Origin of the sequence: Balneola sp. (assembly GCA_002694685.1) — a bacterium.
In the GTDB taxonomy this organism is placed as follows: Bacteria; Bacteroidota; Rhodothermia; order Balneolales; family Balneolaceae; genus Gracilimonas.
The window spans coordinates 244,444-266,391 of sequence record NZMW01000004.1; the positions used below are offsets into that span (position 1 = coordinate 244,444).

Annotated in this window: 23 protein-coding genes (1 of these 23 only partly in view); 10 read left to right on the plus strand and 13 right to left on the minus strand. The window is 42.5% G+C overall.

The features are described from left to right. Window positions 1–185, minus strand: the 5' portion of a protein-coding gene (locus CL667_06600) for a hypothetical protein (protein ID MAL17362.1). It extends 16 nt beyond the left edge of the window; 185 of the gene's 201 nt are visible here — the first part of the coding sequence; the start codon lies at window positions 183–185; its stop codon lies beyond the left edge, outside the window. Window positions 186–523: 338 nt separating this feature from the next. Between CL667_06600 and CL667_06605 the strand changes: the two genes are divergently transcribed. After that, window positions 524–1,087, plus strand: coding sequence for a hypothetical protein (locus CL667_06605; protein ID MAL17363.1), 564 nt, complete (start codon window positions 524–526; stop codon window positions 1,085–1,087). 1 nt (window position 1,088) lies between these two features. Here CL667_06605 and CL667_06610 read toward each other — a convergent pair whose 3' ends face one another. The 3 genes from CL667_06610 to CL667_06620 are packed head-to-tail and all read right to left on the minus strand — an operon-like array spanning window position 1,089 to window position 4,831. Next, window positions 1,089–1,697 carry a hypothetical protein gene (locus CL667_06610; protein ID MAL17364.1) on the minus strand — a complete coding sequence of 203 codons (609 nt, stop codon included), beginning with the start codon at window positions 1,695–1,697 and terminating at the stop codon, window positions 1,089–1,091. Between the two features lie 12 nt (window positions 1,698–1,709). Then, window positions 1,710–2,375 carry a metallophosphoesterase gene (locus CL667_06615; protein MAL17365.1) on the minus strand — a complete coding sequence of 222 codons (666 nt, stop codon included), beginning with the start codon at window positions 2,373–2,375 and terminating at the stop codon, window positions 1,710–1,712. After that, a complete protein-coding gene (locus CL667_06620) occupies window positions 2,372–4,831 on the minus strand; it encodes a DNA ligase-associated DEXH box helicase (GenBank protein MAL17366.1) in 2,460 nt (819 codons plus the stop codon). Before CL667_06620 ends, CL667_06615 begins: the two co-directional genes overlap by 4 nt. 115 nt (window positions 4,832–4,946) lie before the next feature. Here CL667_06620 and acs point away from each other — a divergent pair, with 115 nt between their 5' ends. Then, a complete protein-coding gene (acs, locus tag CL667_06625; GenBank protein MAL17367.1) occupies window positions 4,947–6,845 on the plus strand; it encodes an acetate--CoA ligase in 1,899 nt (632 codons plus the stop codon). A gap of 42 nt (window positions 6,846–6,887) precedes the next feature. Here acs and CL667_06630 read toward each other — a convergent pair whose 3' ends face one another. From CL667_06630 to CL667_06645, 4 genes are all read right to left on the minus strand, one after another. Further along, entirely contained in the window at window positions 6,888–7,256 is a 369-nt protein-coding gene (locus CL667_06630) for a hypothetical protein (protein ID MAL17368.1), read from the minus strand. A 75-nt stretch (window positions 7,257–7,331) separates the two neighbouring features. After that, window positions 7,332–8,546, minus strand: a complete 1,215-nt coding sequence (locus tag CL667_06635) for an alanine dehydrogenase (GenBank protein ID MAL17369.1) — start codon at window positions 8,544–8,546, stop codon at window positions 7,332–7,334. A 140-nt stretch (window positions 8,547–8,686) separates the two neighbouring features. Then, on the minus strand, window positions 8,687–10,681 hold the full coding sequence (gene ligA / locus CL667_06640; protein MAL17370.1) for a DNA ligase (NAD(+)) LigA: 1,995 nt from the start codon (window positions 10,679–10,681) through the stop codon (window positions 8,687–8,689). Window positions 10,682–10,693: 12 nt separating this feature from the next. Then, window positions 10,694–11,770 carry a hypothetical protein gene (locus tag CL667_06645; protein MAL17371.1) on the minus strand — a complete coding sequence of 359 codons (1,077 nt, stop codon included), beginning with the start codon at window positions 11,768–11,770 and terminating at the stop codon, window positions 10,694–10,696. Window positions 11,771–11,938: 168 nt separating this feature from the next. Here CL667_06645 and CL667_06650 point away from each other — a divergent pair, with 168 nt between their 5' ends. The 7 genes from CL667_06650 to CL667_06680 all read left to right on the plus strand — a co-directional run bounded on the left by CL667_06650 (window position 11,939) and on the right by CL667_06680 (window position 16,983). After that, window positions 11,939–12,574, plus strand: coding sequence for a hypothetical protein (locus tag CL667_06650; protein ID MAL17372.1), 636 nt, complete (start codon window positions 11,939–11,941; stop codon window positions 12,572–12,574). Between the two features lie 30 nt (window positions 12,575–12,604). Further along, window positions 12,605–13,282 carry a hypothetical protein gene (locus CL667_06655; protein ID MAL17373.1) on the plus strand — a complete coding sequence of 226 codons (678 nt, stop codon included), beginning with the start codon at window positions 12,605–12,607 and terminating at the stop codon, window positions 13,280–13,282. A gap of 15 nt (window positions 13,283–13,297) precedes the next feature. Further along, on the plus strand, window positions 13,298–13,915 hold the full coding sequence (locus CL667_06660; GenBank protein ID MAL17374.1) for a histidine phosphatase family protein: 618 nt from the start codon (window positions 13,298–13,300) through the stop codon (window positions 13,913–13,915). 145 nt (window positions 13,916–14,060) lie between these two features. After that, window positions 14,061–14,750 carry a bifunctional demethylmenaquinone methyltransferase/2-methoxy-6-polyprenyl-1,4-benzoquinol methylase UbiE gene (locus tag CL667_06665; GenBank protein MAL17375.1) on the plus strand — a complete coding sequence of 230 codons (690 nt, stop codon included), beginning with the start codon at window positions 14,061–14,063 and terminating at the stop codon, window positions 14,748–14,750. Between the two features lie 195 nt (window positions 14,751–14,945). Further along, complete coding sequence (gene fabZ, locus CL667_06670; GenBank protein MAL17376.1) at window positions 14,946–15,383, plus strand: 3-hydroxyacyl-[acyl-carrier-protein] dehydratase FabZ; 438 nt, start codon at window positions 14,946–14,948, stop codon at window positions 15,381–15,383. After that, a complete protein-coding gene (gene panB, locus CL667_06675) occupies window positions 15,380–16,210 on the plus strand; it encodes a 3-methyl-2-oxobutanoate hydroxymethyltransferase (GenBank protein MAL17377.1) in 831 nt (276 codons plus the stop codon). The genes fabZ and panB overlap by 4 nt, the downstream gene beginning before the upstream one ends. Further along, window positions 16,207–16,983, plus strand: a complete 777-nt coding sequence (locus tag CL667_06680) for a 5'/3'-nucleotidase SurE (GenBank protein ID MAL17378.1) — start codon at window positions 16,207–16,209, stop codon at window positions 16,981–16,983. The genes panB and CL667_06680 overlap by 4 nt, the downstream gene beginning before the upstream one ends. Before the next feature lie 292 nt (window positions 16,984–17,275). Here CL667_06680 and CL667_06685 read toward each other — a convergent pair whose 3' ends face one another. Next, window positions 17,276–18,127: a hypothetical protein gene (locus CL667_06685; protein MAL17379.1), complete on the minus strand. Its 852-nt coding sequence runs from the start codon at window positions 18,125–18,127 to the stop codon at window positions 17,276–17,278. Window position 18,128: 1 nt separating this feature from the next. Then, complete coding sequence (locus CL667_06690) at window positions 18,129–18,569, minus strand: hypothetical protein (GenBank protein MAL17380.1); 441 nt, start codon at window positions 18,567–18,569, stop codon at window positions 18,129–18,131. Window positions 18,570–18,642: 73 nt separating this feature from the next. Between CL667_06690 and CL667_06695 the strand changes: the two genes are divergently transcribed. Further along, window positions 18,643–19,794, plus strand: coding sequence for a hypothetical protein (locus tag CL667_06695; GenBank protein MAL17381.1), 1,152 nt, complete (start codon window positions 18,643–18,645; stop codon window positions 19,792–19,794). Window positions 19,795–19,856: 62 nt separating this feature from the next. Here CL667_06695 and coaBC read toward each other — a convergent pair whose 3' ends face one another. Genes coaBC through CL667_06710 form a run of 3 tightly spaced genes read right to left on the minus strand, consistent with a single transcriptional unit; the run spans window position 19,857 to window position 21,926 of the window. Further along, window positions 19,857–21,050: a bifunctional phosphopantothenoylcysteine decarboxylase/phosphopantothenate--cysteine ligase CoaBC gene (coaBC, locus tag CL667_06700; protein ID MAL17382.1), complete on the minus strand. Its 1,194-nt coding sequence runs from the start codon at window positions 21,048–21,050 to the stop codon at window positions 19,857–19,859. Window positions 21,051–21,052: 2 nt separating this feature from the next. Next, a complete protein-coding gene (locus tag CL667_06705) occupies window positions 21,053–21,349 on the minus strand; it encodes a DNA-directed RNA polymerase subunit omega (GenBank protein ID MAL17383.1) in 297 nt (98 codons plus the stop codon). A gap of 4 nt (window positions 21,350–21,353) precedes the next feature. After that, the gene (locus CL667_06710) at window positions 21,354–21,926 is read right to left on the minus strand and encodes a guanylate kinase (GenBank protein MAL17384.1); all 573 of its coding nucleotides are present in this window, start codon (window positions 21,924–21,926) and stop codon (window positions 21,354–21,356) included. Between the last annotated feature and the right edge of the window lie 22 nt (window positions 21,927–21,948).

Here is a 21,948-nt window from a genome sequence, read left to right on the forward strand (position 1 = left end):
TACCAAGGCTTTTCGACAATAGGCTTCACGTCGTTGCCNCCGGAGAATACGCCGTTGTCAGAAGTGGTTTCGATGGTTGGCTCGCTGGCGAGTTCATCGGAAAGGGAAGCNTCGGTAACCGAAGCACATCCGAAAGAAAGAGAAACGATAGCGATNAGGGCGAAAAGAGATTTAAGAGATTTCATAGNCAGTATTATTTTTATAAATTATATTTAGGGTTAAGCATAAGAGTACTTAAAGCACTAAATGTTACATTTTATTTTCTATCTACTTTTTAGAGTAAAGACATTTCTATAGTCCAATAAAAGAGTGATTTTCTATCTATTTGTTACACATATAATGTAATTTTTAATATTTGTAGCCGCCACAAAAAGATTAAAAAACACTAATAATTCAAAAAAAATGACTTATTATTGAAGCTGTAAACATTTTAACAGATACTGTAATGAAGTAAGCAAACAAAGAATGTTCTTGCAGTTGAAAGCAGGTAAGTGTTGAAAATTTTAATTATCGGTTGGTTAGTTTGGCACAACACAGAGTTGATTATTCGGAATTAGTAGAAGCACTTCAGAAAGGAGACGAAGCAAAGGCCAGCGAGCTTTTGTCTGAGTTGATTCCAAGGCTGGAAGATTATCTACAGGTGGTAATGAGCGCGGAGGCGAACGCTGCTAAGGAATGCGTTCAACAAGCTTTTTTGGATGTTTTTGAACAGATTCGAAAGAACAATATCAAAAACAGTAAGTATATCTTTAGTTACCTGATTAAGTCATGCCGTCATGAATATCTTCGTTTTGTAAAACGGCAACACAAGTTTAACTACGATGATGAGGCTTTTAACGAGGTATATGAACCAGAACAGCAGTTTAAAAACCTCTTAGATAAAGAAAGGCAACGAATTCTTGAAGAATGTCTGAATGAGCTCAGGAAGAAATCTCGGGAATTTATCGTGTATTTCATGGATAAACCGGATGCCAGCACTGATGATGCCGTAGAAGAGTTTGATTTATCGAATGCTAACGTTAGGACCAAAAAGCACCGTATTCTTAGCAGACTGCATCACTGTTATAAAAGAAAAGCGAATCAGTAAGTTAGAAATCTATTCTAAACCCGTTAGTGGTTAAGGTCAGGTTCTCGGAAAGATTAAGCAGTTCCCCTGTAATGGGTGAATGCATCATATAGAGCACAAGATCGAATGCGAAGAGGAATGCTCCTTGTAAGACCAGTGATTTCCCATAGCCTTCAAGACGATTAGAATTCTTACGTAAACCGCGCTCCCAAAGCCAGGCTCCGGTAGCCATGTATCCAACATCAAGACCGGCATTAAGGAGCAATAGCTTGTCTAGATTTTGAAGCTCACTTATGGATTGAGTATAACCTAAGGCACTGACATCAGTCATTGAAATATTGTAGAGTGCAAAACCTGCAATTCCAATATTCACCAAATTCCAGCCGGCATTCATTTGGTGAAAATATCTCGAGCTATTCTCGCTCAAAAAATACCCGGATGTTCCAGATAAAATGTTGAGAGTAGCCCAACTTCCAAGAAAAATCATACCCTTTTTTTGGAGTTCGAAAGATTTTTGTGCGTAAAATTGGGTATCAAATGTACCATTTTGTGCGTGTAACAAGTCTGGAATTATCAAGAGAATTAACCCAAAGAGAATGGTTTTTAGAGGTAGATTTTTTTTGTAACACATTTTTAGGTAAGGCTAATAATTGGTTGGAATTCGAACGACTTCACCTTCAACAATGGCATAAACAAATTCATTCTGAGTGGGATTGATTCGGTAACTTCCGGTAAAACTTCCGAAAGCTGGCAATAGAGCGGCGTCTTTCCCAAAATAAAAGCAGGGCATATATATTCGCTGACGTCCTTTTCCTTTGAGTTTTATTGCGGGGTGAATATGTCCGGATATCGGGTAAAAACTGGATTGATTATGATTCGACTCATCATGCACAAAAGTAAAAGGGGTGGCTTCAAACCGGTTCACACAATTTAGACCCATTTTCTCATATTCGAAGCCGGTAAGTAAGTCGTGATTTCCAATGGTTAGGATCATTTCAGTTGAAGCATAAGATTGCCTCCATTCTTTGAACTGTTCTACTTCTTTATTGGACTCACTATGAAACAAATCACCTAAAAAGATGATTTTCTCTGGCTCGCAGTTCTGTACTACATCGTCCAAACGGCTGATATTTGATTTATTCACCGAGTCAGGAACAGCAATGCCATGTTTTCTGAAATGCCCTGATTTACCAAAGTGGACGTCAGATATAATCAGCATCTTTTTTTCTTCCCAATACAGTGCTTTTTGTGGGAGGAGGAATAGTGATTGATCCTTAAAAGTAAAATTCTGGCTGTTCTTAAATTTCATTTAACGTGCTTTTCCAATTGAAGCTGCATTTTCTTAATTCGATCAGTAAGTTTTTCTGAACTTAGTTTTTCACGTAGCCGATCAACCATAATGGGGAAGGCATAGGGAGTAAATCGCTCGGTATGATTCATTACAATTTCTTGGTTTGATATTTTTTTCAACGCCTTTCGTAAACGAACTTCATCTAATTGTATCGTCAAAACTTCGTCAAAAGCTTGTTGAATTAACAGGTGATCCGGTTCATGCTCCATAAACACATCAAAGAACAGGCTACTAGACATCTGGAGATGCTTATTGGTTTTGGCCTGTCCCGGAAATCCTTGAAAAACAAGTCCGGCTATCTGACAGATTTCTCTGAATCTTCGCTTCGCCAATTCGGCACTGTTAATGCTTGCCATAATATCTTCAACCAGATTATCCGGAGAAAATAGATCTTTTCCCAAAGCGTCTTCAATGGGAATATCCTGATCAGAAAGCAATTCAAAGCCATAGTCGTTCATAGCAATTGAAAAGGTAATAGGAGTCATTTTGGAAAGCCGGTGGGCAATCAAGGCAGACATTCCTTCATGTACATAGCGCCCTTCAAATGGGAAAAAGAAGACGTGGCACCCTTCTCTGGAATTTGATTTCTCAATTAGAAACTGATTATCGTCTGGCAGGATGGACCAGTCACGCTGGATATCAAAAAGAGGGGTTAGTTTTTTAAGTTCAACATCATCGTAATCTCCCGAAACGGCTTCGCGCATCTTTTTCCGGAGGATGGTTGTCATGTTAGAGGAAAGTGACATACGACCGCCCATATAGCTGGGTACTTTGGACGATTTACCTTTGGATCTCTTTACATACACCGTCATATCTTTCATTTTGACCAGCTCCAGATTTCTTCCGGCAAACCAAAAAGTATCTCCAATTTTGAGCTGAGCAATAAACCATTCTTCAACAGCTCCCAAAGATCTTCCACTCATATATTTAACACGAAGCATTGCATCGCTGGCAATGGTACCAATACTCATTCGGTGCCGTCGGGCAATTCTTCGATTGGTTACTTTATACAGTCCATCCTCGTCAATTTCGATTTTTGAGTATTCGTTATATCTGCTCAGTGACTTACCCCCAACCGTGATGAACTGCATGATATCTTTCCATTCTTTCCGGGACAGGGTTTGATAGGCAAAGGTCTTTTTCACTTCCTCAAATAGTTCATTCGGTAAAAAGCCATTCGAAACTCCCAGCGTGACTAAATACTGAACCAAAACGTCATATGGCTTCAGAATTGGATCGCGGCTTTCCATTTCTTCAGAATTAATTGCAGACTTTAGGGCGGCAGCTTCCACCAGTTCCAGAGCGTGTGTTGGTACAAAATAGATTTTACTGGTTGAGCCGGGTTGATGTCCGCTCCGTCCCGCACGCTGCATAAACCGGGCAACCCCTTTAGGACTTCCAATCTGAATAACTGTTTCTACCGGGGTGAAATCCACTCCCAGATCTAAGCTTGAGGTGCAAACGACAGCTTTAAGGATGCCTTCATGTAAAGATTCTTCTACCCAATCCCGAACTTTTCGATCCAAAGAACCGTGATGAATCGCAATGGCTCCTGCTAAATCGGGTCGAACTTCTAAGAGGTTTTGAAACCAAATTTCGGATTGTGCTCTGGTGTTTGTGAAGATGAGTGTAGAGCGGCTATCGTCTATAATCGGAAGAATTTTGGGTAAGAGCTTCAAGCCCAGGTGGCCGTACCAGGGAAAGTTTTCCATTTCATCAGGAAGAACTGAGATGGCTTCGATATTCTTCTGAACCTTTGCTTTGATGATAACCGGTTTTTGATCTTGCTGAGGTCCCAACAATACATCCATGGCTTCGTCAAGATTTCCAATGGTCGCAGAAATACCCCATACAGATATATTGGGACGAAGTCCGCGGAGACGGGAAAGACCAAGTTCTGTTTGAATACCACGCTTTGATCCCAGCAGTTCATGCCACTCATCTACAACGACTGCATCCAGATTTTTGAAATGCCGCTCGTAGTTTTTTTGAGCTAACAGGATATGAATACTTTCCGGGGTTGTAATCAATACCTCCGGCATTTTTCGGTTTTGCTTCTGTTTTATGGATTGAGAAACATCTCCGGTTCTTCTGCCAATTTCCCATGGAATTCCCATTTCATCCACAGAATTCTGGAGCGCTTTTTGAATGTCTTTAGCAAGCGCCCGAAGGGGGGTGATCCATAGAAGTTTAAGACCGTTCTTTTCTTTTTCCTGATAGGTTTCAGGATGTTCATTAATCCATTTGATGAGATTAGGCATCCAAAGGGCAAAAGTTTTACCGCTTCCGGTGGGTGCATTCAGCAGTCCATTCTTGTCATCCAGGAAAGCATTCCAAACCTCTTCTTGGAAAGGGAAGGTTTCCCATCCTTGGGATTCAAACCAATCATTTATGACCTTTTTGCCTTTACTCATTCGTTAAATACTCTCAAAAAAATGGTTAAATCTTCTCAAATTTCGACTTCTACTTGATTATCCGCTAAAAAACCGTCAACATCAGCAAAAATTAACTAACCAAACCGAATTAAAAATGTGGCTTAATTTAAAATCGTTCGACGAATACACAGAGACTTTTGAGGAAAGCAGGGAAGACCGCTTAAAATTTTGGGATCATGAGGCGGGAACGTTCTATTGGCGTAAGCGCTGGGACAAAACCCAAACCGGAAGTTTTGAAGGGGCCGATGTAAAATGGTTTGAAGGCGGTAAGCTGAACATCACAGAAAATGCACTGGATCGTCACCTGAATACCATAGGCAATAAAACTGCATTTATTTTTGAGCCGAATCACCCGGATTCTTTTCGACGAACAATTACTTACAAACAGCTGCATGAAGATGTATGCAGGTTCTCCAATGTATTGGAGAGCAAAGGCGTGAAGAAAGGAGATCGCGTAGTTATCTATATGGCTATGACTCCTGAACTGGTAATTGCGGCCTTAGCTTGTGCACGAATTGGGGCAGTTCACTCTATTGTATTTGCAGGCTTTTCAGCACAATCACTTTCAGAACGTATTAATGACTGTGAAGCCAAGATGCTGATTACGAATGACGGATTGCGTCGCGGAGATAAGCATGTTCCTCTTAAAGATATTTCAGATGAAGCACTTGAGAACAGCCCGTGTGTAGAAAGTGTGATCGTTTGTCAGCGTACGAACCGCGACATCGAGTGGAAAGAAGGCCGCGACGAATGGTGGCACAATTTGATTCGGAATGCTTCCAAAAAGCATCAGGCGGTTGAGATGGATGCAGAAGACCCGCTTTTTATTCTTTACACCTCAGGGTCAACCGGTAAGCCAAAAGGGGTGGTGCACACTTGTGGCGGTTATATGGTGTACACGAGCTATTCATTCCGTCAGGTATTTCAGGTGGGAGCGGATGATGTGTATTGGTGTACCGCTGATGCCGGCTGGATTACAGGACATAGTTATATAATCTATGGTCCGCTTTTCAATGGAGCCACAGGAATTATTTTTGAAGGAACTCCAACATACCCAGATGCCGGACGACTTTGGGAAGTGGTTGAGAAGTATAAAGTCACTCACTTTTATACAGCTCCAACAGCTATTCGTGCATTGATGTCGTATGATATTGACTATGTGAAGAAGTATGATCTCAGTTCGCTAAAAGTATTAGGAACAGTAGGTGAACCCATTAACGAAGAAGCGTGGCACTGGTATGATGATCATATTGGAGGCGGAAATTGCCCAATTGTGGACACGTGGTGGCAGACAGAGACTGGCGGAATTATGATTTCGCCTCTGGCTGGAATCACCCCAACTAAACCCGGATTTGCTACCCTTCCACTTCCAGGAGTATTTCCTGTATTAATGGATGAAGATGGTAATGAGATTGAAGGCAATGATGTGCAGGGAAATCTCTGTATTAAACATCCCTGGCCTTCTATTGCACGCACCGTGTATGGAGATCATGAACGATACAAGCAGACTTACCTAAGTACCTATGAAGGGTATTATTTTACGGGTGATGGCTGTCGCAGAGATGAAGACGGCTATTATCGAATTACCGGCCGAGTAGATGATGTGCTGAATGTTTCCGGTCACCGTTTAGGAACTGCTGAAATTGAAAATGCACTGGATGAGCATGAGAAAGTGGTAGAAACGGCCGTTGTGGGTTACCCTCACGATATCAAAGGACAGGGCGTGTTTGCGTTTATGATTTGTGATAAAGAAATCACGGATCCCGAAGCTTTTAAGAAAGAGCTGAATGATCTGGTTTCGAAAATTATCAGTCCCATTGCCAAGCCGGATAAAATTCAAATTGTATCCGGACTGCCAAAAACCCGATCCGGTAAAATCATGCGCCGAATTTTGAGAAAAATTGCCGCTGAGGATATGGACAATCTGGGAGATACTTCCACGCTGTTGGACCCAAGTGTTGTTGAAGACATTAAGAACGGAACCGCGTATTAATTTCAGTAGGGACGTATCATGATACGTCCCTACGGGTATAAATTATAATCCGATCAAATACCCAACCGGTAAAAGGATCAGGCTAATAATTAGCAAGATTAACCGAAACCGGGTTTTCACAAACATTGGATGGAAGAAAAGACCGAAAGTGAGGGGTTTTTGTTCGGTCATCCAGTCGTAATAATGATGTCGGTGAACTGATCCCAAAGCCATCGTTACATGCCCGTGGAGAATGGTGAGCATAAAAGGGATGGCAAATATAAAGGCCCCGATATATTTAAGGATCACATCGATACCTAAAAATCCCGCCCCAAAAAAATATGGCCATGCGAACAGAACCATCATGGGCACAGTAAGCATCCAGTTGATGACCGCGATGCGTTTATAGTTGGATTCGTTGAGTTCGGACAAGGTAATGTTGAATTTTTAAATGTTAAGTGTTGAATGGAAAAAGTCTATTTAACACTTAACATTTATCACTTAAAATTAAATCTGGGAAGCGATCAACATTTCGATTTCGCGGTATGGCATATCAAACATTTTAGCCAGCGATTTCTTGGTGATGTGCTTTTTATAGGAATAAGTTCCATTTCTTAGCGCCACATTTTCCCACAAGCATTCCTTTACACCGCCTGCATTACCGATAGCAAGGATGTAGGGCACTAATACATTGTTAAGGGCGTAGGTGGCAGTTCTGGGTACATTAGCGGGTATATTGGGGACACAATGATGGATCACATCATGCTTGGTGTAAACCGGATCTGAATGAGTAGTAGGTCGGCTAGTGGCAACACACCCTCCCTGATCAATGACTGTATCGACAATTACACTTCCGGGCTTCATTCCGGCCACCATTTCATCGGTAACCCAACATGGCGATCGTTCGCCCTCCGCCATAGCAGCTCCAATAATGATATCTGCAAATTTTAGTGCGGTATTTAAGTACTGATGATTGGCAACAGCGGTAATAATTCTGCGGTCTAACGCATTTTCGAGTCTGCGAAGAGCGGCTAAATCAGTATCCATAACAAATACCTGAGCTCCATAGCCCAGAGCTGTTCGTGCTGCATATTCGCCGGTGATTCCTGCCCCCAAAATAACTACGGTAGCAGGAGGTACGCCTGAAATTCCACCCAGCATAATACCCTGCCCACCACTCATGCTTTCCAGGTAGTGAGCCGCAATTTGAACTGACATGGAACCGGTGATTTCATGCATCATCCGGACTATGGGGAATTCTTTGTCATCACCCCGAATAAATTCATACCCAATGCCGGTAATTGATTTTTCGGTTACGGCTTCCAAATACTGTTCGGTTTGACTTCCCATATGTAATGCAGAAATCAACGCCTGATCAGGTTGCAGTAACTCGAATTCTTCCTGTGCCAATGGAGCAATCTTTAAAATCAGATCGGACTTTTTAAATACATCATCCGGTGAGTAAGCAATTTCAGCACCTGCATCAGCATATTCACGATCAGAGAAATTGGCGTTTTCGCCGGCTCCTTTTTCAATGAAAATCTCGTGGCCATTAGCCTTTAGAATAGACACTCCGCCGGGAGTAAGTGTTACGCGACGTTCATCATTGGATATTTCTTTGGGCAAACCGATTTTCAGGGAGACCTCACTTTTTGACCGAATGAGATGTTTCTCAAGCGTCTTTAGTCCGATTTGCTCTGTATCCAGTGGTTTAATGTCCATATCCCGCAGGTATTAAGTGGTTTTTGTGAAGATAGGAAATTTTAGTGATGGGTGGTAAGGTGGTAAAATAGTAAAGTGTTTAGGTGTTTAGGTGTTTAGGTGTTTAGGTGTTTAGGTGTTTAGGTGTTTTCCACCCGTTATTATTCACCAATCATGTTTTTAAATTCTTCTTCGTTTAAAACAGTGACTCCCAAATCGCGGGCTTTGTCGAGTTTGCTTCCTGCGGATTCTCCGGCGAGAACAAAATCGGTATTTCCACTGACTGATGAGGCTGTTTTACCGCCATGCTTTTCTATGAGGTTGGCAGCTTCTTTACGGGTATAGGTGGGGAGTGAACCTGTTAACACAAATTTCTTTCCTTCAAAAATATTTGATGCGAGTTCTTCCTCCTCTTGCTCAAACTGAAGACCTTTTTCTCCAAGATGGGCTACAATGTTTTGATTCTTTTCATTGCTAAAGAAATCCACTACCGATTCAGCTATTCGCGGGCCTATGGAATCTACGGCTATGAGTTCTTCTTCAGAAACGGACTGCAGTTTTTCCATGCTTTTAAATGCTTTGGCTAAGTCTTTAGCTACCGTTTTGCCGACGAACCGAATCCCTAAAGCATAAATAACCCGTTCGAAAGGTTGCTCTTTACTGTTTGAAATGGAATCAATCAAATTCTGGGCACTCTTTTCGGCCATGCGCTCGAGCTCAAGAATTTGCTCTTTCTCGAGATCGTAAAGATCGCCGTATGTTTTTATGAGTTCAGCGGAAACTAATTGATCAACCACCGATTCACCCAGCCCTTCAATGTCCATGGCATCGCGGGAAGCAAAATGCTCAATTCTGATTCGCACCTGAGGAGGACACGTTGGATTTACGCACCTCCAGGCAACTTCATCTTCATACTTGATGAGTTCAGAATCACAAGCAGGACAAGTTTTTGGAAAAGTGAATGGGGCATTTCGGTCTTTTCGGTCGGGATCAACAACGCTTACAACTTGTGGTATAATTTCCCCGGCTTTCTCAACAACAACTGTATCACCGATACGAATGTCTTTACGCTGAATTTCATCTTCGTTGTGTAGAGAGGCTCGCTTTACCGTTGTGCCAGCAAGTTCTACAGCTTCCAGCTCGGCTACGGGCGTGATGGTTCCAAGTCGGCCAACCTGTAATGTTATATCATTGATAGTTGTCGTCGCTTGTTCGGCTTCAAACTTATATGAAATGGCCCAGCGCGGGAATTTTGAAGTTGTTCCAAGTTCATCCCGAAGGTGACTTTGGTTCACTTTAATAACAACACCATCGGTTTCGTAAGGGAGTTTTTGACGAAGTTCCTTCCAGTCACTTATCACTTCGTGAACCTCATCAATTTTAGAACAGACTTTGTAGTGCTCAGAAACAGGTAATCCAAATTCAGACAACAATTCTGCTTTTTGGGATTGAGTCAGAGAATCGTCTTCATCAAGGAGCATATCAAAAGCAAAGAAGCGGATTGGGCGCTGTGACACCGCTTTTGGATCCTGCATTTTGAGTGAGCCAGCCGTAGAATTCCTTGGATTTGCAAACACATTCAAACCTTCTTCTTCACGATGCTGGTTCATTCGCGCAAAAGCTTCCCGCTCCATATAGGCTTCGCCTCGAACTTCAACTACATCAGGAGCATCTCCCTGTAATTGCAGAGGAATATCGCGGATAGTTTTAACATTGTTGGTGATGTCATCACCCTGCTGACCGTCACCACGGGTGGCCCCTAAAGCAAGATTGCCATTTTCATAACGGAGTCGAAGTGAGGCTCCGTCAAATTTGAGCTCCACCATATATTCATAATCCTCATGACCGAGAATTTTCTTTACTCGTCCATCAAAATCATTGAGTTCTTCTTCGTTATAGGTATTGTCTAAACTTAAAAGAGGGACCGGGTGCTGAACAGTTTCGAAAACCGATGAAGCCTCGCCGCCAACTCGCTGGGTAGGCGATTCCGGATCTTGAAGGCCAAATTCACGCTCCAGTTTCTCGAGTTCTTTGAGCGTTTCATCGAACTCTTTATCGCTCATGAAGGGCTGAGCATCCTGGTAATATGCTTTATTGGCTTGATCAAGGAGGTCACGAAGTTTGTCTACGCGTTTCCGTGCTTCATTTTTTTCCATGGAGGGGTACTGCTAAAAACTGATTGGGAAAATAGTGGAGTCTGGAGCGCCAACTTGAAGAGGAAACTCAGAAGGAGCAGGTGCAAGAAACTCTGGCTGGTCAATAATATCACGAGTAATCATGATTGAATTGAAGGCCGTATTGAAATAATTTTGACGGGGGTTTTCGACCACATGCCCGTTAAACAAAAGAAGTAACCGGCTGTACTGTCCGCGTACCAACAGGGTATCCCGGAAATCAAAATTGTAAGCCTGACCTTCCTCTATCCAAAACGGATTTGTTCTCCAGTTTAAGTCGCTCGTAATTCTGATAGGCTCTAACTGACCATAAGCGGCATAAACAGAAACGGTAAGAGTATCACCGAGTTCAGAAATTTGTGTTGAATTAGATTCCTGTTGAGTATTCTGAGGAGTATTTTGTTCTGGCGCTTCCTGTCCCGCAGAAGTTGAATCTACAAGTGCAGGTGGCGTTACAGCTTCATTATTATCCGTATCGGGAAGTTCTGGGAGCTGTTCTGCCGTAGGTTCAGTTTCCGTGCTTCTTCCAAAATCATCCCAAAAATAATATCCGGCTCCCAGCAGTCCAAGAACCAACACTATAGCAACAATGATTATCCAGATGCGGGAAGACTTACTTGCGGCGCTAAATTTGTTTCCTAAATCAGCCCACTCAAATGATTCGGTAGACGGCTCGGAGGATTCTAATGGTTTATCTTTAGTCGTATGAGGTGTGAACGACTTTGGAGGGCCAGCTTTATCTTCATCAGTCTCAGAATCTTCTTTCTCTGATTTTTTTGAAGTAAAGTGCTCAGTTGATTCAGAGGAATCCCGTAAGATACTTCCGGCATAGGTTCCAGCTTCAACTTCATCTAAAGCCTGGACAACGTCATCATCATTCAGTTTAAGTTCTTTAGCGTAGCTTCGTACAAAACTTCGGACATAGGTTTTATTTTTATAACTGTCTTCAAAAATACTGTCATCCTCGATACTTTGGAGCGTATCTAGAGGAATTTTAACCGCATTTTGTATATCCTCAAGAGTGAGGTTTTGTCCTTTACGTATGGATGCGAGGTCTTTTCCCAGCGACATATGAAATTGATTTAGGTCTGCGTATAAAATTATAAGAAGCTAAGTAATTAAATGTGATAGGAAAAGCAAACTTTTAGCTTAATCAGGAGATAGAATTATATGCTTGTTAAGAAATTAAAAGAAGGGATTCTGGGTGTACTATTTCCTGATATATGTAGTGTTTGTGGTTTGAAATTATCTGACCATGAACATGCTGTTTGCACCTCATGCCTGAATGAAAAGTTTGAAGAAGCATGGTCAAGGAAAAGCTTTTCAAGCAGTGGAGTGCTTCTCCCGGAAGGGATTACAATTCAGCACGCACTATGGAATTTCGATAAAGGCGGGCATCTTCAGGAGTTATTACATCAGCTTAAATATAATAGACTGACCGGAGTTGGCGTCGATCTTGGGCGGCAACTCGGTAAAAGCTTATTGAGGAATTCACTCTTTACTGAGCGTATCAAAAGCGAAAAAGTCACATTAATTCCTGTTCCTCTTCATGCTAAAAAAAGAAGAATGAGAGGTTATAACCAGGCATTTCATATTGCCAAAGGTGTGTCGGAGGTGACGGGTTTGCATATCATAAAGCAGGATGCTGTTTTGAGAAACAAGAATACGAGCACGCAGACAGGCTTTTCGATAGAGAAAAGGCGGAAAAATATAGAAGGAGCTTTTGATGTCGTGTCAATTTCAGCTATTGAAGATGCGGTATGTGTTATTGTCGATGATGTATTTACCACCGGAGCTACAACTTTTGAGCTTGCCGCTAACCTAAAAAAGGCCGGCAGTAAGGAAATTATCATCGCAACCGTAGCACAAGCATGAATCAGTGTATTATTAAGGCTATATTTGGTTATGGAAAATTTCAAAAGAGGACGTTTTGAATGGCAGATGCTTGAGCTGCCTGATGGTATTACAACTTCTAATGGGAATTGGTATCACATAACCCGTGAAGGGATTGAAGAATATGTGCCCGGTTTACTAAAAGAGAAACCTTTGGAACTTATTATTGAGGAAGCCGATGCGTGGATGAAAAGCTCCGATGGCCTCGCGCTGATGCTGTTTTTTGTTCTGGTTTATATGTCCGTAAACCCACTCATTGCTTCTGTAGTATCTCTGATTTTTTATTTTATCTGGTACTTCAATGCGAGCGTATTTGTGAATGTTGCGGCTACCCCGATGGCAAAATTGATTTCCAAAGATGGCTTCATTTACACCGTTTCAGCCGTGTTGCTAATTGGGATTACTCTGAATGACATGATTGCCGGAATGGGTATCATAGTCGATTTCAGTGCTGTATGGTATGGATTAGCCCTGTTCTTTCTCTTTAAAGTTGGGCTGCTTGGGTTAACCCTCCAATTCGCGAAAAGTAAATTCCTGAAGAAACCCACCATCCCAAAGCAAGACCGAATTCTTAACATGCTTTTAATACGATATGGGATGAAGCATGGTATTTTAACAGGCAAGATAGAGGAAATGGAAAAAGAGCTGATCCGAATTGCCAACTATCACAAAAAGAAGAAAAAGAAGTAAATTTTCTATAACAAAATGAAACAGATTTTCACTATTCGTCACGGAGAGACAGACAACAATAAAGTGGGTATTATGCAGGGGAGAGGTCTGGACGCTTCCATCAACGAAACCGGAAAGCTACAAGCTGAAGCTATTCGGGATGCGCTAAAACCCATTCAAGTAGGTAAAATCATTGCCAGTAGTTTGGTTAGAACGCACGAAACGGTACAACCTTTGGCTAATGAAAGAAATTTATCAATAGAGAAATATTCAGAACTCGATGAGTTGGATTTCGGGGAATTTGAAGGCAAAGTATTTATGGATTTTGAGAATGAAATCATGGCTCTGCATGATCAATGGGTTTCTGGAAAGGTGGATGTCAGTCCCCATGGGGGTGAGTCGCCACAACAAGCTTTTGACCGGGCAAATGGCAAAGTCATGGAAGTGCTTGAATCAACCAAAGAGGAAAATATAGTTTTTATGATTCATGGGAGATTAACCCGCATTTTACTTTCAGAGTGGTTGGGACTTGGACTCAAAAACATGCACAAAATTGAGCATCAAAACGGAGCCATCAACCACCTTACCTGGCATGAAGGGAAATTTGAGGCAGTGGAGTTGAATAAAACGGAGCATTTGGTTGAGCTTGTTTGATGTTCCAAAAGAAAAGCGGACAGGACACAACCCATAGAAACAGTGTAATCCCTGTTCCATTATTTCCTTATCTTTTAAGTTGAAGTTAAGAACCATTTCAGCCTGCTTTCGGTTTTATAGCCAAAAGTGAAACCAATCGATATTTATGAGTGAAAAAGTAAGAACAATGTTTGCTGATATAGCCGATGATTATGATCGGATTAACAGCGTACTTTCATTTGGAGTACACCACGCATGGCGTAAAAAAGCCGTACTGGAAAGCGGAGCTCATGAAGGTGATCATGTATTGGATTGTGCGACCGGAACCGGTGACTTGGCCATAGAGTTTAAGAAAACAGTCGGTGAATCCGGATATGTGATGGGTACAGATTTCTGTGCTCCAATGATAGAACCTGCTCCCGGTAAAGCTGAAAAGGAAGGGTTAGAAATTGATTTTGAAGTGGCTGACGCCATGAACCTTCCCTATGAAGATGATAAGTTTGATATCGCCAGCATCGCCTTTGGAATAAGGAATGTGGATGATCCGGTGGTAGCACTCAAAGATATGGCGCGTGTGGTAAAGCCGGGTGGAAGAGTGGTAGTGCTGGAGTTTGGTCAGCCCAAAGGACTGATGAAGTTTCCATATGAAATGTACAGTCAGCATATTATGCCGGCTATTGGCGGATGGCTGAGTGGAAACCGTGAAGCCTATACCTATCTCCCCAGAACAAGCGCCGAGTTTCCAGCCGGAGATAATTTCTTAGCACTGATGGATCAGTCAGAAGCCTTTAAAGAAAGAAGAGCTATTAAGTTAACCGGCGGTATCGCATACGTTTATGTAGGAGTGGTTCAATAATTGTATATTCTTCAACCTTGAATTTAAAATTGCCACGAAATCTCTAAAATCTTAAAAGTCATCCCCGCGAAGGCGGGGATCTGGTTGTAGCTATTGAATCAATTATTGGAACTTGTACACTATCCGGATACCGGGCATTCGCCGCGGAATGACTGATATAAGAAAAGAGCTTAGAAATCAAACCAACCAAATTTTATGAAGATAGAAGACATTAAGAAAGTACTGCCTCACCGTTATCCATTTTTACTTGTAGACCGGGTTTTAGAACTTGAAGAAGAAAAGATCAAAGCCCTTAAAAATGTAACTGCTAACGAAGAGTTCTTTAACGGACACTTTCCGGGTCAGCCTATTATGCCGGGGGTACTTCAGGTAGAAGCACTTGCTCAGGCCGGTGCCATCATGCTGATGACGCAGAAAGCTGAGAATCCAGGTGATATGCTGATGGTATTCACCGGAATAAACAACTGCAAATTCAGAAAGCAGGTTGTTCCCGGAGATCAGTTGATTCTTGAAGTAGAGCTTGGATCCATGCGCCGCAACTTTGTGACTATGAAAGGTAAAGCGACTGTTGATGGTGAAGTGGCTTGTGAACTGGAAGCCTCAGCTGCGTTAGTGCCAAAGGATAAAGCATGAGTACCCAAAAGTCCTCAGATCGCCCCTCAAAAATCACCACCCAAACGGTGGTGGATATGAAAGCCAAAGGAGAGAAAATCTCTATGTTAACGGCTTATGATTTCACCATGGCTCAGATTATTGATCAGGCCGGAATAGAGATTATTCTGGTTGGTGACTCTGCCAGTAATGTAATGGCCGGACACGAAACCACGGTTCCCATTACCTTAGATCATATGATCTATCATACCTCTTGTGTGGTTCGGGGCGTAGATCGGGCTTTGGTTATTGCTGACCTTCCTTTTATGAGCTATCAGGTTACTACGAAGGAAGCTCTGATTAGTGCCGGCCGAATGATGAAGGAAGCCGGGGCGCACGCCGTTAAAATGGAAGGTGGAAAACCGATAGCCGGTACGATTAAGAAAATTGTTGAAGCAGGAATTCCTGTGATGGGGCACCTTGGTCTTACACCACAAAGCATTTATAAATTTGGCACCTATAAAGTTCGTGCTACGGAAGAACAGGAAGCGGATGATTTAATCCGGGACGCTAAACTCCTCGAAGAAGCCGGATGCTTTTCAATTGTACTGGAGAAAATTCCCGCTGAACTTGCAGCAAGAGTAACTGAAGAGCTTTCCATCCCAACGATAGGAATCGGTGCCGGTGGAGGCTGTGATGGGCAGGTGTTGGTGATTCATGATATGCTCGGTCTCAACAAAGAATTCAACCCACGCTTCTTGCGCAGATATGCAGATTTGAATTCCGTTATGACCGATGCGGTTAAAAATTATATTAAAGACGTTAAAAGCAAAGATTTTCCAAACGAAGAAGAACAATACGGCGGATGAGCGATTCAAAAGAGCGACCTTTTATTTTAGTAAGTAATGACGATGGAATTTTCTCACCCGGTATAAAAGCCCTCGCTGAAGTAGCTGCTGAGTTTGGTGATGTGTATATCGTTGCACCAGATAAAGAACAAAGTGCTGTTGGGCATTCTATCACCATTCAGGTGCCTCTACGGGCGAGCAAATTTACTGTAGCAGATAAATATGAAGGTCAGGCTGTAAATGGCACGCCGGCAGACTGTGTGAAGCTTGCTCATGGACAACTATTGGATCGGAAGCCAGATTTAGTGGTAAGCGGAATCAATCACGGGAGTAATGCCGGAATCAATATTATGTATTCCGGGACGGTGAGTGCTGCGACGGAAGGGACCATTTTAGGATATCCGTCTATTGCGGTAAGCTGCACAGAATTTAATGAAGATGCGAACCTGAGAGGTTGTCAGGAAGCTGCGAGGCGCGTTATAAGACACGTGCTCGAGAATGGCTTACCACGAGGAGTAACACTAAACGTGAACGCACCTGCGGGTGAATTTACTGGGATAAAATGGACACGTCAGGCTGATAGCCGTTATGTTGAGGAGTACGAAAGCCGAATCGATCCTTTTGATCGTGCTTACTATTGGCTCACCGGAAAATTTGAGTTGTTAGACGAAGGAAAAGATTCCGATATCCACGTGTTGAATAATGGTCTGGCTTCAGTGACCCCAATTCAGTATGATCTTACCGCTTATGATTTACTGAATGGCGCGGATGATGAGGGTTTGAACGGAGATTAATTTCTTTTACTAAGACTCGTTCCGATGCTCCGCGTCGGAACGCAGAGTTTGTTAACGACGCTGAGCATCGTTAACAAATGATTGCAATTACTTTCAAGCAAAACTACCCTTTTAAAACAATCCGACCTCTCTTAATCTCTCCTTCGCAAGGAGAGAGACTGTCAAGCTTTTCTACTAATCTCATATTTATTCTAAGAATAGGTTTCTAAAAAGCGTCCTTCTCCTTGATAAGGAGAAGACAGAAGAGGTCGAGAATAGAGAGGATACTTTTTACTAATGACAAAAGCACCAATCAATGCCCATTTTTAGCTAATCGCTTCAACATATTCAGCCAGAATTTCTCGTAGATCTGCTCACTCTCTTTGTTCATCTGAAGGTGCATCTGGGATAGGTGGGAAAGCGGGACGGTTTCAAGGTGTTCGCCCCATTTGGCACTTTCTGCAGAAACAAAAGAATCGTTGGGGCCTTCCTTTTCAAAAATCTGGTTGTTTTGAAATTTCAGAACCGGATTGATAGAAAAATTAGTGCCTTTGCCAACTGCCGCGCTGTATGAGTAGTACGCTACTCCTTCTGCATCGGGATGATCTGGATTGAAAACCTCTTTCACATATCCACAGGTGAGCTGCTCCAGAGAGCCCAGAGCATCGCTTTTGGTTTTAGGGTACATGTTATCACCCACCCAATCAAACATTACACTCAGCTTTTCTGTGATAAGCTCCGGCGCTTTCAATATTAGGTCAGCAAGACTAGATCCGTGGTGAGGAGTAGCAATCGTGGTCAGGCTCTCCACTTTATCTGCAATATCCAGTTTTGATAATGCACAACGCATATCCAGTCCGCCCATACTATGTGAAACCACATTTACTTTCTCGCATTTATACTCTTTACAGAAATTTTCTATAAGACGAACCCAGTTTTCGGCTCGGGTTTCAATACGTGCATAGGGTACAACATTAGGGGCTATCGAAGGTACGCCATGTCCACGCATTTGCATGCATGGATCATGAAGTGGACCCAATTTAATCACCGAACTTAAAGCTCCATAGCCATGACACATAAAAACCGGGTATTTAAGCTGAACCATATCCGGTTGCGGAAATTCCTGCAGCTCAAAACGCTTCATTAAAGTGGACTTATCAGACATATTAATTTTCTTCGGTGTAAAGACTGTCGAGTTCTGGTTCAGTGGTCAAGCGAATTGACCGAAGCACGGTTCCATTACTATATACATAGATGTCCATATCTCGGGAGGGAAAATGAACCTTTGCGGGGGTATCCATCTCAAAGCGATCCAGTGATTTATCTAAATTCAGATGAAAAAGAGTTTTCGAAAAACGGCTGGGGACTTCAATCCGATATTCTTTTCGGGTAAAGATGGTATCAATTCTTACACTTCGAACGCGAAACTGTTCAGGAAGAATTCGAGCTTCCTGCATATGGAGCTGAATTAAGGAATCCAGCTGTTGACCATCTTGAAGCCGCTCATTTTTGTAAGGAGATGAAGCCGAGAGAATGATTCCGCTCACTGCACATGATAATACCAATAAGCCGGTGATGATTTTCTTTCCGTTATTCTTCTTGAACATAAACCGGAGTTGGGTTCTTTATTTCAGAGATTTACCTTCCATCTGAATCTATAAACTTCTGCCGAAAAAGGATATGTCTTTTCAGATCCAAAAAATTGATACACAAGAACATATAAACGCTTTTCATGCACTTCCTGCAAGGTTGAATGAGGGCAACCATTGGTACCGGCCACCTTTCCGGTTTGAAATTGAGAATGTATTTGATCCCCAAAAAAATGAGCGGTTTCAAAAAGGAGGGGAGTGCGAGCGCTTTTTAGTGCTTGATGGGGAAGAGGTAGTCGGACGGTTTGCGGTATTTGTTGATCCCGAAAAAGACGAACGATATGACCCGAAGCTTGGCGGAATCGGGTTCATTGAAATGTCTAATAAGCCCGGGATAGGTGAGGCGATAATCGATTTCGCAAAAGAATGGCATCAAGATAGAGGTTATTCAGGCTTTCGTGGGCCGATCAACTTTGGAGAAAACGATACATTTTGGGGAATTTTGATCGATGGGTTTGAAGACCATAACGTATATGGCATGCTCTATCATCAGGAGTATTATGAAAAGCAGATCGAAGCCACTCAGCCCGAAAAATTTGATGATGTGTACATGTATCAACTTGAGATGGAACAGGGTTTGCCGGAGCGATTGTTGAAGATTACTGACCGTTTGAAAGCCAGAGATCGTATTGAAGTCCGCCCAATTGATAAAAAGAATTTAGAGCGCGACGGAGAAATAATACGCCAGATTTATAACCGTGCATTCAGTAACCAAATAGTACAGGAACGGGAAGAGGAATTTATCGGGATTAGCAGAGAGACGATCCGCCATATGATTAAGAAGCTGAAGCCAGTCCTGATGCCGGGAACATCACCCATTGCGTTTGTGAATGGTGAGCCGGCTTCTTTCCTGGTAAGCGTTCCTGATCTACATGAAATTTCAGCAAAAACGGGGGGTACTTTAAAGTGGTGGCAGCTCTATCATTTGCTCGGTTTCAAGAAAAGGGCTCATAAATTCCGACCGCTAGCCTTTGGCACAGATCCTAGATTCAGAGGAAAGGGATTGGAAGCGCTCATTTTTGCAGAAGGGCACCGCTGGACAAAAAAGCACTATCCAAACCTAAAGATTTTGGAAGGCGGCTTTGTGAGCGAAAAGAACTGGATTATGCGAAGAAGCCTGGAAGCAATGGGCTGTAAAATTGGCAAGACCTACCGGGTGTATAAGTGGATGGTTGGGGATTAAAGGTTGAAAGTTGATAGGGTGATAAAGTGATTTTATGAAATCATCACCCTATCAACTCTCAATTAATCAACTCGAAAAATGGTATTCAGGATCTCTATAGCGATGTCTTTTTTGGGGCCCTGAAATTTTTGGTCTGAATCCTTTCCTAATAGATGAACAGTGTTGGTATCGGATTCAAAGCCTGAGCCTGCTTCGCTTAAGGAATTGGCGATGATGAAATCTGCATTCTTCTTATTGAGCTTTGAAGTGGCGTTTTCGATCAGGTTCTCGGTTTCCATGGCAAAGCCGATCAGTGTTTGGCCTTCTTTTTTGTGAGCTCCCAACCAGGCTAAAATATCTTGCGTCTGCTTGAGCTTGATTTCACTTTCGCCCTTAGATTTCTTTACTTTGTTATCGTGAACTTCGGTAGGAGTAAAGTCGGAAACAGCGGCTGCCATTATAATCACGTCACTTTCCTTATATTTTTTCACAGCTTCAAACAGATCAGCAGTACTAGTGATGCTCACAGTATGAATGCCTTCCGGCTTAGAAACCGATAAGGGGCCATGGATAAGCGTAACATCCGCACCCAAATTTTGAGCAGCCTGGGCCATTGCCACTCCCATTTTCCCGGAGCTAGGATTGGAAATGTACCGAACCGGATCAATGTGTTCACGTGTTGGTCCGGCGGTAACTAAAACTTTTTTTCCTTCTAATGGACCTTTGACTGAACCAATGATCTCCGAAGATTTCTTGAGAATTTGGTCTATTTCAGGAAGTCGTCCTTTCCCTTCCAACCCACTGGCTAAATATCCGCTTTCTGGTTCTAAAGTATGGTATCCGTGCTTCCCGACTTTCTCCAAGTTTTCTGAAACTCCCGGCGATTCATACATCTCGCCATCCATAGTCGGGCAAATCAGCAGGGGACACCTGGCTGCGAGAACAGTGCTTGTAAGCATGTTATCAGAAATGCCGTTGGAAATCTTGGAGAGCGTATTCGCGGTACAGGGAGCAACTACAAAAAGATCAGCCCATTCTCCCCAGTTGATGTGTCGGGTCCAATCGCCGGATTTGCCTTGTTCTGGGAAGATATCTACTGCTACTTCATGACCGGAAAGGGAAGCAAAAGTTTCTAAACCAACAAAGCGGGTGGCCGAGGGTGTCATGGTGACACGGACTTCAGCTCCCGCTTTTTGAAATTCTCTTAGTAAAAAAGCAGCTTTATAAGCTGCAATTCCTCCGGTAACACCAAGAATGATGCGCTTACCGGAGAGCATAATTAATCCTCTTCTTTCTCAGGATGTCGGTAATAGATTAAATCTTCCTGCATCTCCACAATAGAACGCTGTGTAGCGTGTGGAAGTTTTTCGAATGCTTTGGAGATATTCTCCTGCTCTTCGTTGAAAGAGAACTCATCTTCTTCTTCAAATCCTTCGAAATACTGGAGTTTTTCGTCCAGCTCTAATTTTTCCTGAGCAGCAATCTGTCGGGCTCTTTTAGAAAGGATTACAAGCAACTCATATTTGTTACCTGTTTTGAATTTAAGCTTCTCAATGTCTAATGTTTGGACTGACATATGTTCAATTTTGATTCATGAATTTGAGAACAGCTTTTTTTACTTCATCGTAAGCTGTATCCAAATCGTCATTAATAATAACCTGATCAAATCGATCAGCGTAAGTAAGTTCTTTTCTTGCCCGTTCTAAACGGAGTGCAAGGGTTTCATCGTCTTCTGTGCCACGGTCAATAAGCCGTTGCTTTAAAACCTCGATGGAAGGTGGCTTGATAAATAAGCTGAGGCATTCATCGCCATAAATCTTGTTAATATTTACAGCACCTTTTACTTCGATATCAAGCAGAACAAAATAGCCTGAATTTAGTTTTTTATCAACTTCTGAACGCAAGGTGCCATATTTCTTTCCACCATAGAATTCTTCCCATTCCAGAAAAGCTCCATCAGCGACTTTTCTTTCAAAATCATCGTTTGAGAGGAAGTAATAGTGCTTTTTGTCAATTTCACCTTCTCTCGGCGGACGAGTAGTAGCTGAAACAGAAAACTTCAGGTCTTCGAAATCCTTAAAAAGTCTGCGCGCCAGGGTAGTTTTACCACTTCCGCTGGGTGCCACAAGTATGATGACTTTACCTTTTTTCATAATAGTAGTGAGATGTGAGTAG

Coding starts and splice junctions, on each gene's coding strand:
- CL667_06690 (MAL17380.1), bottom strand. CDS start 18,569: ATGTTCAAGAAGAATAACGGAAAGAAAATCATCACCGGCTTATTGGTA.
- CL667_06635 (MAL17369.1), bottom strand. CDS start 8,546: ATGGACATTAAACCACTGGATACAGAGCAAATCGGACTAAAGACGCTT.
- CL667_06620 (MAL17366.1), bottom strand. CDS start 4,831: ATGAGTAAAGGCAAAAAGGTCATAAATGATTGGTTTGAATCCCAAGGA.
- CL667_06610 (MAL17364.1), bottom strand. CDS start 1,697: ATGTGTTACAAAAAAAATCTACCTCTAAAAACCATTCTCTTTGGGTTA.
- CL667_06710 (MAL17384.1), bottom strand. CDS start 21,926: ATGAAAAAAGGTAAAGTCATCATACTTGTGGCACCCAGCGGAAGTGGT.
- CL667_06645 (MAL17371.1), bottom strand. CDS start 11,770: ATGTCGCTGGGAAAAGACCTCGCATCCATACGTAAAGGACAAAACCTC.
- CL667_06655 (MAL17373.1), top strand. CDS start 12,605: ATGGAAAATTTCAAAAGAGGACGTTTTGAATGGCAGATGCTTGAGCTG.
- CL667_06680 (MAL17378.1), top strand. CDS start 16,207: ATGAGCGATTCAAAAGAGCGACCTTTTATTTTAGTAAGTAATGACGAT.
- acs (MAL17367.1), top strand. CDS start 4,947: ATGTGGCTTAATTTAAAATCGTTCGACGAATACACAGAGACTTTTGAG.
- ligA (MAL17370.1), bottom strand. CDS start 10,681: ATGGAAAAAAATGAAGCACGGAAACGCGTAGACAAACTTCGTGACCTC.
- CL667_06685 (MAL17379.1), bottom strand. CDS start 18,127: ATGTCTGATAAGTCCACTTTAATGAAGCGTTTTGAGCTGCAGGAATTT.
- panB (MAL17377.1), top strand. CDS start 15,380: ATGAGTACCCAAAAGTCCTCAGATCGCCCCTCAAAAATCACCACCCAA.
- coaBC (MAL17382.1), bottom strand. CDS start 21,050: ATGCTCTCCGGTAAGCGCATCATTCTTGGTGTTACCGGAGGAATTGCA.
- CL667_06695 (MAL17381.1), top strand. CDS start 18,643: ATGTCTTTTCAGATCCAAAAAATTGATACACAAGAACATATAAACGCT.
- fabZ (MAL17376.1), top strand. CDS start 14,946: ATGAAGATAGAAGACATTAAGAAAGTACTGCCTCACCGTTATCCATTT.
- CL667_06660 (MAL17374.1), top strand. CDS start 13,298: ATGAAACAGATTTTCACTATTCGTCACGGAGAGACAGACAACAATAAA.
- CL667_06615 (MAL17365.1), bottom strand. CDS start 2,375: ATGAAATTTAAGAACAGCCAGAATTTTACTTTTAAGGATCAATCACTA.
- CL667_06705 (MAL17383.1), bottom strand. CDS start 21,349: ATGTCAGTCCAAACATTAGACATTGAGAAGCTTAAATTCAAAACAGGT.
- CL667_06665 (MAL17375.1), top strand. CDS start 14,061: ATGAGTGAAAAAGTAAGAACAATGTTTGCTGATATAGCCGATGATTAT.